Origin of the sequence: Streptomyces sp. F001, from assembly GCF_004187715.1 — a bacterium.
In the GTDB taxonomy this organism is placed as follows: domain Bacteria; phylum Actinomycetota; class Actinomycetes; order Streptomycetales; family Streptomycetaceae; genus Streptomyces; species Streptomyces flavusporus.
Genome location: NZ_QZWF01000066.1, coordinates 1 through 9,775 on the forward strand (window position 1 = coordinate 1; position 9,775 = coordinate 9,775).

Annotated in this window: 9 protein-coding genes and 2 pseudogenes; 7 read left to right on the forward strand and 4 right to left on the reverse strand. The window is 68.9% G+C overall.

Annotated features, from left to right (window positions below; translation table 11 throughout):
* Positions 1-250 precede the first annotated feature (250 nt).
* The 4 genes from StrepF001_RS43000 to StrepF001_RS43015 all read left to right on the forward strand — a co-directional run bounded on the left by StrepF001_RS43000 (position 251) and on the right by StrepF001_RS43015 (position 3,887).
* Positions 251-727, forward strand: a complete 477-nt coding sequence (locus tag StrepF001_RS43000; RefSeq protein ID WP_129803516.1) for a helix-turn-helix domain-containing protein — start codon at positions 251-253, stop codon at positions 725-727.
* Between the two features lie 425 nt (positions 728-1,152).
* Positions 1,153-2,268, forward strand: a complete 1,116-nt coding sequence (locus StrepF001_RS43005; RefSeq protein WP_129803517.1) for an ADP-ribosylglycohydrolase family protein — start codon at positions 1,153-1,155, stop codon at positions 2,266-2,268.
* Between the two features lie 61 nt (positions 2,269-2,329).
* Positions 2,330-3,004, forward strand: a complete 675-nt coding sequence (locus tag StrepF001_RS43010) for an RNA polymerase sigma factor (protein ID WP_129803523.1) — start codon at positions 2,330-2,332, stop codon at positions 3,002-3,004.
* Positions 2,985-3,887 carry a CU044_5270 family protein gene (locus StrepF001_RS43015; protein ID WP_129803518.1) on the forward strand — a complete coding sequence of 301 codons (903 nt, stop codon included), beginning with the start codon at positions 2,985-2,987 and terminating at the stop codon, positions 3,885-3,887. Before StrepF001_RS43010 ends, StrepF001_RS43015 begins: the two co-directional genes overlap by 20 nt.
* A gap of 7 nt (positions 3,888-3,894) precedes the next feature.
* On the opposite strand, the gene StrepF001_RS43020 is transcribed toward StrepF001_RS43015, so the two are convergent.
* The 3 genes and pseudogenes from StrepF001_RS43020 to StrepF001_RS43030 form a co-directional block, all read right to left on the reverse strand.
* A complete protein-coding gene (locus StrepF001_RS43020; protein ID WP_129803519.1) occupies positions 3,895-5,466 on the reverse strand; it encodes a sodium:solute symporter family protein in 1,572 nt (523 codons plus the stop codon).
* Positions 5,467-5,616: 150 nt separating this feature from the next.
* A complete protein-coding gene (locus StrepF001_RS43025; RefSeq protein ID WP_129803520.1) occupies positions 5,617-6,405 on the reverse strand; it encodes an SDR family oxidoreductase in 789 nt (262 codons plus the stop codon).
* 146 nt (positions 6,406-6,551) lie between these two features.
* Positions 6,552-6,787: pseudogene (locus StrepF001_RS43030) on the reverse strand (transposase); the annotation flags it as partial.
* A 232-nt stretch (positions 6,788-7,019) separates the two neighbouring features.
* On the opposite strand from StrepF001_RS43030, the gene StrepF001_RS43035 reads away from it, so the two are divergent.
* Together StrepF001_RS43035 and StrepF001_RS49165 are read left to right on the forward strand one after the other, a co-directional pair.
* Positions 7,020-7,286 (forward strand): hypothetical protein, encoded by a 267-nt coding sequence (locus tag StrepF001_RS43035; protein ID WP_129803521.1) that lies wholly within the window; start codon positions 7,020-7,022, stop codon positions 7,284-7,286.
* A gap of 334 nt (positions 7,287-7,620) precedes the next feature.
* Positions 7,621-8,097, forward strand: coding sequence for a hypothetical protein (locus StrepF001_RS49165; protein ID WP_240797976.1), 477 nt, complete (start codon positions 7,621-7,623; stop codon positions 8,095-8,097).
* 98 nt (positions 8,098-8,195) lie between these two features.
* On the opposite strand, the pseudogene StrepF001_RS49170 reads toward StrepF001_RS49165, so the two are convergent.
* Positions 8,196-8,384, reverse strand: a pseudogene (locus StrepF001_RS49170) (transposase family protein); the annotation flags it as partial.
* Positions 8,385-8,574: 190 nt separating this feature from the next.
* On the opposite strand from StrepF001_RS49170, the gene StrepF001_RS43045 reads away from it, so the two are divergent.
* The coding region (locus StrepF001_RS43045) for a serine/threonine-protein kinase (protein WP_240797975.1) at positions 8,575-9,775 on the forward strand (1,201 nt) is incomplete at its 3' end.

The following is a 9,775-nucleotide window of genomic DNA, read 5'->3' on the forward strand; positions in this document are numbered from 1 at the left end:
GCCCGTACCACCGGCGCCGGGGGTGCCGGTGGCGAGAGCGACGAAGGCGACGCAGGTGACGGCGGCGCCGGTGGTACGGGCGGCGACGGCGACTGATCGCCCACCTCAACGGGGTGGAGGTCTTCAGGACCTCCACCTCACTCCCTCCAACCACCCATTGATCACCGCAAGCGCCCCCGGTCGTCCGAACACGACGTCCGGGGGCGCAGCGCACGCAGGTGACGCCCTTGTCATGGAAACGGAGAACCCCATGCCCAGAAATCTCCGGCAGCGTCCGTTCATTCTGGCGATAGCCTCGCTGGCCATTGCCACCGGCACCGCGACCGCGTGCGCCGCACAGGCGCCGCAGAGCGCCACGGAAGTCACAAGCCACTCCGCCAGTGCCGGTGACCTCCTCGGCCACCATTCGGACTGCGGCAAGGGCGGGGAAGGCGGCGAGGGCGGCAAGGGCGGCGAGCCCGGTCAGCCGGGGGAGCCCGGCAAGCCCGGTTGTTTCCGGTTCAGCGACCTGCTGCCGGACCAGCTGGAGGGATCGAAGCTCTCGGGGTCGGACAAGATGCGGATCGTGATGTCCGTGATGTCCGGGCACACGACGAGCGCCGAGGCCGCCGAGAAGTACGAGGTCTCGGAAGACGAGATCGACGACTGGAAGCGGCAGTTCCTCGACGGCGACTGGGGGAAGTTGTTCGGCGAGAACGGGGAGGGCACGTTCCCCTTCTGCTCGTGACGCACGAGCGCGGACGGGGACCGACGCAGATCGGCCGCCTGGGCCCTGTCGCCCAGGCGGCCGATCCCTGTCCGCGGCGTCCCGCAGTATGGCGCGCTCACCGACTGTCGGCCGCGCAGGTGAGGAACGCGGTCCATGAGTCGCCGGCGAATATGAGCCGGGCGCCCCGGCCGGTGCCGCGACTGCCGCCTCGCGGCTGCAGCGGCGTAGAGAATCCTTGCCGCCGAACTCGCCGTGCCCGGCCGCGATTCCGTATAGGCCGGCAGACCCCTCGACCGGGAGGGGGGATTGCGTGAGTTCGACTGTCTGGCCACTCGCGACCACTCGGGCACACCTCACATACCGATCCGCCCCCTGATCCGATCGCCTCCAGTCGCATACAGTGCTGAGCGTCGTACGTACGGACGGTGCCCCGGGGAGGTCTGGTGGACGCGACAGCCGGCGCCGTCTGGGGCCGTACCGAGCAGCAGGACTTCCGCAGTCGCGTGCGCGGCACGCTGCTCGGCGTCGCCGTCGGGGACGCGCTCGGTGCGCCGGTCGACGGGCTGACGCTGGACGGGATCCGGGAGGCGCACGGCCCGGAAGGCGTCGTCGACCTCGCCCCCGCGTACGGCAGACGCGGTGCCGTCACCGACCGCACCCAGCTCACGCTGTTCACTGTCGACGGGCTGATCCGCGCGCAGGTGCGCCGGGACACCGGCGCCTGGCATCCGCCCACCGACCTGCACCGGGCGTATCTGCGCTGGGCCGCCACCCAGCGGGACTGGGGGCCGGACCTGCGCCGCAAGGACGACGGCTGGCTGGCCCGCGAGGAGTGGCTGTACGCCCGCCGCGACCCTGCCCGGGCCCTGCTGCTGGGTCTCGGCGACGAGGTCATGGGCACACTGGACATGCCGAAGAACCCCGGTGAGGCCGGTCCCGAGGCGGCGGCCCGTTCCGCGCCGTTCGGTCTGCTCGTCGGCTGGGAGCCGCAACTGGTCGTGCAGCTCGCCGTGGAGTGTGCCGCCCAGACCCACGGCCACCCCACCGCCTACCTCGCGGCGGGCGCGTACGCCGTGATCGTGCATGCGCTGGCGCGGGGCGACAGCCTGGACGGTGCCGTGCAGCGGGCGCTCGCCCTGCTCGCCGCCCGTCCGGGGCATCAGCCGGTGTCGGAGGCGTTGCAGCACGCGCTGGGCGCGGTACGGCAGGGGATCCCGACACCGGCGCGGGTGGCGGAGCTGGCGGGGGAGGGTACGGCGGAGAGGGCTGTCTCCGCCGCCGTCTATTGCGCGCTGGTCGGTGAGGACGTACGGCAGGGGCTGCGTCTCGCCGTCAATCACGACGGACCCTCCGCCACGACCGCCGCCCTCACCGGCGGCCTCCTCGGCGCCCTGCACGGCGAGACGGCGCTCCCGCCGGCCTGGCTGGCCGAGCTGGAGGGCCGGCCCACAATCCTGGAACTGGCCGACGACTTCGCCATGGAGATGACCCAGGGCCCGGCCCTGCACGGCCCGGCGGGCGCGTCACCGGCATGGCTGGCGCGCTATCCGCGGGGGTGAGCCCCATCGGCCTGTGACCGACATCACAGGAACGCCGGGCGCCGAGCGGACAGGCCGGGCTGTGGACCTATCTCTACGCGCCCGGATACGGGCCGGCGACCCGGAGGCCTTCGCCGAGCTGTTCTCGGCCCACGCGCAGGCCCTCTACGGCCACGCCGCCCGGCTGACCGGCGACCGTGGCGCCGCGGAGGACGCGGTGTCGCTGACTTTCCTGGAGGCCTGGCGCCTGCGGGACCGACTCAGACCCGAGCCTCCCGACCCTCATGAGGGCGACGGGCTGCGGCCCTGGCTGTACGGCATTGCCACCAACGTCCTGCGCAACTCCCGCCGAGCCGCCCGCCGGCACAGCGCCGCGCTCGCCCGGCTCCCGGACCGGCGTAGCGACCGCGAGACCGTGCCGGACTTCGCCGACGAACTGGTCGGTCGTATGGAGGACGCCGAACGGCTCGCGGCCGCCCGGGCGGCCCTGCACCGGCTGCGCAGACCCGAGCGCGAGGTGTTCTCGCTGTGCGTCTGGTCAGGCCTGAGCTACGCGGCCGCCGCCGACGCCCTCGGCGTCCCCGTCAGCACCGTGCGCTCGCGTCTCGCCCGCGCCCGGCAGCGACTGCGGTGGCTGGCCGAGGCGGAACTGAGGAAAACCCCGAGACGCACTCCCGCCGCCGGACAGGAACCGGATGGCCGCAGCGAGCGGCCCGGTCGAACCAGGAGAAGTGCCGATGAACCCCGCAGAGCGTGAAGAACTGGCCCGGCTGCTGCCGAGCCCGGGTGAACCGGTCCTGCCGAGCGACCGTCAGAGCCTGCTGAAGGGCCATCTGATGCGCGAGTTCACCCAGAAGTCCGCCCCTGTCCCTCGCCGACGTGTTGTGAAGATCGCCGTCCCCCTCGTCACGGCCGCCGCCGTGGTCGCCGTCGCGCTCGCCGCCACCGGTTCCGGCGAACCCGACAAGCCCGTCACCGACCAGGAAGCCGTGGCCCTGCTGAACCGCATCGCCACGGTCGCCGACGCCAAGCAGACCGTGCCCGTCCGCGACGACCAGTTCGTCTACACCCGGGTCCAGGGCACCGACTGGTGGGAGGCAGGCAAGGAGTGGAAGTACCGGCGCACGGACTGGCAGGCGGTCGACGGCAGGCGGGAAGGGCTGGCCACGATCACGGTGCTGGACCCGCCGCCCGGCGGCGGGCCGTTCCGCGGCGGCAAGTCGACCTTCGACATGGTGATGGGCATCGACCCCAACAACGCCACCTACCGGAAGCTGGAGGCCCTGCCGGCCGACCCGGAGAAGCTGTACCAGAAGATCTGGGCCGACACCGAGGGTCAGGGACCGACCCACGAGGAGGCGGCGATGGAGATGATCGACTCGATGCTGGACCGGTCCGTCCTCATCCCCGACGTGAGCGCCGCCCTCTACCGTGCCGCGGCGAAGATCCCGGGCGTCACCGTGGTCGAGGACGCACAGGACGCCGCCGGCCGGCACGGCATCGGGCTCACCTTCCAGGACAGCGACGACCTCGACACCTGGGTCTTCGACAAGACGTCCCTGGACTACCTCGGTACGGACGAGACGGCCCTGCTCGGGATCGGCGTCGTCGACAAGGTCGGTGAGACCCCGAGCAGCTGACACCAGGTCAGTCCTTCGTCGTCGTACGCACCACGCCGTCCACCGACCCGGCGGGAGACGGGACCGCTGCCGCTGCCGCCCCGTCCCCGTCGGTGTTGATCCGCTCGATGATCGCCAGCCGCTCCGGGGTGTCCTCGGGCTTCATGTACCCGATGAGGATGTACAGCACCAGCGACACCGCCAGCGGCACGGAGACCTGGTACTGGAGCGGCACTCCGCCCTCGACGTTCCAGTTGATCGGGTAGTTGACCAGCCAGAAGGCGAGCAGACCCATCGACCAGCTGACGAGCGCCGCGGTCGGCCCGGAGCGGCGGAACGGCCGCAGCAGGCCCAGCATCATCGGGATGGCCATCGGGCCCATCAGACCGGCGACCCACTTGATCACCACGGTGATGATGTCCTTGAAGGTGGGGGAGTTGACCTGCGTGGCCGCCGCCATGGACAGCCCGAGGAACACGACGGTGGCGACGCGGGCCACGATCAGCCCCTGGCGCTCGTTCCACGCGCGGGCCTTCGCCGAGATCACCGGCGCGCAGTCCCGGGTGAACACGGCGGCGATCGCGTTGGCGTCGGAGGAGCACATGGCCATGGTGTGCGAGAAGAAGCCGACGATGACCAGGCCCAACAGGCCGTGCGGGAGGAGCTGTTCGGTCATCAGGGCGTAGGAGTCGGAGCCGTCCGGCTTCTGCGACTCCACCAGCAGCGGCGACATCCACATGGGGAAGAACAGCACCAGCGGCCAGACCAGCCACAGCGCCGCCGACAGCCGGGCCGAGCGCTCCGCCTCCCGCGGCGTGGGCGTCGCCATGTACCGCTGGGCCTGGTTGAGCATGCCGCCGTTGTACTCGAACAGCTTGATGAAGAGGAAGGCGAGCAGGAAGACCGTCCCGTACGGCCCCACCAGCGGCTTCTCGTGTCCGTCCAGCTCCGGCCGGTCCCAGACGCCGAAGAACCCGCCGTAGTCGCCGAGTTCCACCACGACGGCGACGAACATCGCGATACCGGCGAGGAGTTGGATGACGAACTGTCCCAGTTCCGTCAGCGCGTCCGCCCACAGGCCGCCGATGGTGCAGTACACGGCCGTGATCCCACCAGTGATGAGGATGCCCTCGTTCAGGGAGACCCCGGTGAACACCGACAGCAGGGTCGCGATCGCCGCCCACTTCGCGCCCACGTCCACGATCTTCAGCAGCATGCCCGACCAGGCCAGCGCCTGCTGGGTCTTGAGGTCGTAACGGTTCTTCAAGTACTCCAGCGGAGAGGCCACATGCAGCCGCGAGCGCAGCCGGTTGATGCGCGGTGCGAACAGCTTCGACCCGATGGCGATGCCCAGCGCGATCGGGAAGGACCACGTCACGAAGGAGGTCACGCCGTAGGTGTAGGCGATGCCTGCGTACCCCGTGAACATCACCGCGCTGTATCCGGACATGTGGTGCGAGATGCCGGACAGCCACCACGGCATCTTCCCGCCGGCGGTGAAGAAGTCGCTGACGTTGTCCACGCGCTTGTGCGACCAGATGCCGATCGCGACCATCACGCCGAAGTAGCCGATGAGCACGGCCCAGTCGAGACTGTTCATGTGCCACCCTTCCAGGGTCCGCCTTGTGAACGGCCCGCTCATCGTGAGTGCGGTGACGAGGGCACGACAAGCAAGAGGAAGGTCAAGAGCAGGCAAAAATGTTCTGTCCGGTGACCTTCGTTCACAGACATGAATCCAGGAGAGGTGGGGTCAGCGCATCAGCTCCCCCGCGTTGACCAGCAGTGACTGCCCGGTGATGGCCCGCGCCCGGTCCGACGCCAGGAACACCGCCGCGTCCGCCACATCCCCGTCCGTGGCCAGCTCCGGCAACGCCATCCGCCCGGTCAGCCGCCCCAGCACCTCGTCCTCCGGCACCCCCTCGGTGTGCGCGGCGAACTGCACGTACGCCTGCACCGGCGGTCCCCACATCCACCCCGGCAGCACGGTGTTCACGCGGATCCGATACGGCCCGAGCTCCCGCGCCAGCGAGTACATCGCGCTCGTCAACGCACCCTTCGACGCCGCGTACGCCGCCTGCCGCACCTGCGACGGGGCCGCCACCGCCGACTGTGTCCCGACGAACACCACCGACCCCCCGCCGCCCTCCTTCAGCCCCGGCAGACACGCCCGCGTCATCCGCAGCGTCCCCAGCAGGTTGACGTCGACCACCGACAGCCAGGCCGAGAAGTCGGCGTCCTCCAGCCCGCCGAAGTAGCTGTCCCAGGCGGCGACATGGACGACCGCGTCGATCCCCCCGAACCGCTCCCGCGCCAGCCCGGCCAGCTCCTCGCACTGCCCCTCGTCGGTGATGTCGGTCGCCCGGTACGCCGTGTGCGCCCCGTGCGGATCGATCGCGGCCGCGCTCTTGGCGAGGTTCTCCGCCGTCCGCGCACCCAGTACCGCGTTCCCGCCGTCCCGTACGACCGCCGCCGCGACCTGGTGACCCAGTCCGGCGCCGACCCCCGAGACGACCACGGTCTTTCCCTCCAGCAGTGACATCGCAGACTCCCGGCTCCGGTGGCATTACCTGACGGAGCGTCAGAGTATGGGGGGCGCGAGGAAAGGGGAACGACATGGACGCCCGCGGCGAGCTGTACGCCGAACCGGCCGTCGTGGGCCTGTACGGCGTCCGCCCCGGCCGCCAGGAAGTCCACAAACGCGGTGAAATCTGTCTCGGCGTCAGCAGCATGGCCTTGACCTGCGGAAACTGCCGTCCGAGCATGTCGGCGACCACGTTCAACTGGTTGCGGACGGCCTCGGCGGTGGTCTGCGCGAAGATGGTGCGGGCAGCGGCCGCCACCATCCCTCCTGAGCCCTTCTCGATCACGCTGAAGACGTCCCGCACGAAGTGAACCCGGCATCGCTGCCAGGCGGCGCCGAGGTAGGCGCGGCCCTTACCCCAATGTGATGACCAATCAGTGAAGCCGGATGCCGCCAAACGGGTAGTTTTTTGACCCTAATTAACCCGAAGAGCCCACTATATCCCTCGAATGCTACTTCTTCCAGTGGCGCGCGACCCGGATTCGGCTAAGGGTGATCACGTCGCTACTGCGATTCCCGATGAGCCGGTGCTGTGCCGGCCATCGCAGTCGTGGCGAAAGGAATGTCTCTCCATGCGCATTACTCGCACCTTCTTCGTCTCCGCGGCTGTAGCCGCGGCTCTCGCGATCTCCGCTCCCGCCGCAAGCTCTCTTACCTCGACTGAATTCGGGGCGTCGAACGGCAGCGTCTCCTATGGCGACGACGGCCACGACAAGGGCAAGCACGACAAGGGCAAGAACGAGAAGGAAAACTACGGCGAGGGCGACGGCAACACCCAGACGAACGTGATCGAGGGCGACGACAACGACTTCAACACCCAGACGAACGTGATCGGCTGAACACGCCACACGTGCCGATCGGCCTCGACGAGACGAACCCGCCACAGGACCGTGGCGGGTTCCGTCGTCTCCGGGATCCCTGATCAAACCGGACGATCAGGACTCTCGCGGTGCCCTGCTTCGCAGCCGAAGCCGAAAAACCGCAGAATGTAACTTCTCATATTGGTCCTGTCAAGCCCCGAGCTTCCGTAGCTTTGCTTGTTTCTTGCGATGGGTGAATGTGGTTGTAGGCGAATCGCCGGGGCGTCACATCGAGGTGGCGCAACAAGCAAGTAGAAATCTCGGCTTGCTGTATTTCAAAAAGCGAATCAAATTCACTCAAGGAGAAAACATCATGGCTGCAAACATGCGCGTACGCATCTCCCGCATCGTCGGCGTTTCTTGCGCTGCTGCGATTATTGCCGGAGCGGCAGGGGTGGCGAGCGCTCAAGCGGTTCCTCAGACGCCGAACGCTGCGGTGAGCGTGGTGCAGGGCGGTGACAACGACTTCAACGAGCAGAAGAACCGGATCAAGGGCAACGACAACGACTTCAATAAGCAGAAGAACCGGATCAAGGGCAACGACAACGACTTCAACAAGCAGAAGAACTCGATCGAGGGCGACGACAACGACTTCAACGAGCAGGAGAACTCGATCAAGGGCGACGACAACGACGGAAACGAGCAGGAGAACCGGATCAAGGGCAACGACAACGACGGGAACACCCAGAAGAACTCGATCGAGGGTGACGACAACGACGGGAACACCCAGTCGAACTCGATCGAGGGCGACGACAACGACGGGAACACCCAGTCGAACTCGATCGGCTGAACACGCCACACGCGCTGATCGGCCTTGACGACGGAACCCGCCACAGGAACGTGGCGGGTTCCGTCGGGTTGTGCGACACGGCCTCTCTCGAAGTGGAACAGGACGAGAGCGGCGGCAACGATGCCGCTGATCCGCTGGGGTGCGAGACTGACGCGGCGCAGTGCCTTGAAGCGGGTCTTCAGGTTGGCGTCGGCCTTCTCGGCCGGGGCTCGGATCGCGCCGATGACCTTGTTGAACTGCTGTTGGTCTTCGGTGAGTTTGCCGCACTCGGGCTTCTTGTGCGGCATCCGGAAGGAGACGGGTGCGCCTTCGTGGCCGGTATCGGTCAAGGGCAGCAGCTCGTCGTCGTTCGATCAGGGGGCGCGGGCTACGCCCGTTCTGGGCAACTTGCCCCTCTTCGGGTGATATGAAATACCTAAAGAGGGGCTGTAACGCTCGCCGGGGACCCTGCTGGGCCTCCCTGGAAGAGGGAACGCCATGACGGGAGTGCACGAGGCCGCCGGGCGCGTGATCGCCGGGCGCTACCGGCTTCTGCGTCGGCTCGGCACTGGCGGCAGGGGACGGGTGTGGCAGGCGTATGACGAGCGATTGGCGTGCGAGGTCGCGCTCAAGGAGATCGTCCTGCCGCCGGACCTCCCGGAACAAGAGGTGAGCGCCCGGATCACGAGGGCCCGCGGCGAAGCGCAGCACGCTGCCCGGCTGCGCAACCACCCCCATGTGGTCACTGTGTACGACATCGTGGAGGCCGACGGCCTGCCGTGGATCGTCATGGAATTCGTCCCCGGCGCCATGGACCTGGACGCGGTGGTGCACGAGCGGGGGCCGCTGCCGCCCGCCGACGTCGCCCGGATCGGGCTGGCGGTCCTCGACGCCCTGCAGGAGGGCCACCGGCTCGGCATCCTGCACCGGGACGTCAAACCGGCCAACGTCCTGCTGACCTGCCCCGGCCCGCAGCCCTCCCACCCTACGGAGGGCTGCCAGGTGCTGCTGATCGACTACGGCATCTCGCTGGAGCCGAGCTCCGGAGAGCGCCTGACCGCCACTGCGGATTTCCTCGGGACCCCTGGCTACATGGCACCGGAACGGGCCCACGGCGAACCCACTCCGGCCTGCGACCTGTTCTCACTCGGCGCCACCCTGTATTTCGCGCTCGAGGGGACCGGCCCCTTCGACCGCGACACCGCTGTCACCACGCTGAGCGCCGTTCTGTCCGAGTTTCCCACCCCGCCGCGCCAGGCAACGGAGCTGACCCCGGTCCTCCTCGGGCTGCTGGCCAAGGATCCCGCGCAGCGGATGGACGGCGACGAGGCCACCCGGCAGCTCACCTCCATCGCCGCCCACCCCGGCTCTTCCCCTTCGGTCATACCGTCGGCCGAGCCGGAGGAACCGACCGGCCCGAAGCCGCCGCGCTCCCCGGAGCCGTCCCCGCCGACCGAGCTCCTGCCGTCGGCCAAGCCGGAGAAACCGACCGGCCCGCCCCGGGAACCGCTGCCGCCGGCCGAGCAGGAGGAACGGATCGGCCTGTCCCCGGGACTGCCGCCGCACAAAGGTGACGAGGCCCGGCCGCGGCGTCGCCTGCCGTGGCCCAGAAGCCGGCGGGCCAGGCTCGTTGCGGGGGTGGTGGCGGTGGCGCTGGTCGCGGGGGGCGGCGGCATCTACCTGGCACAGGGTCCTGAAT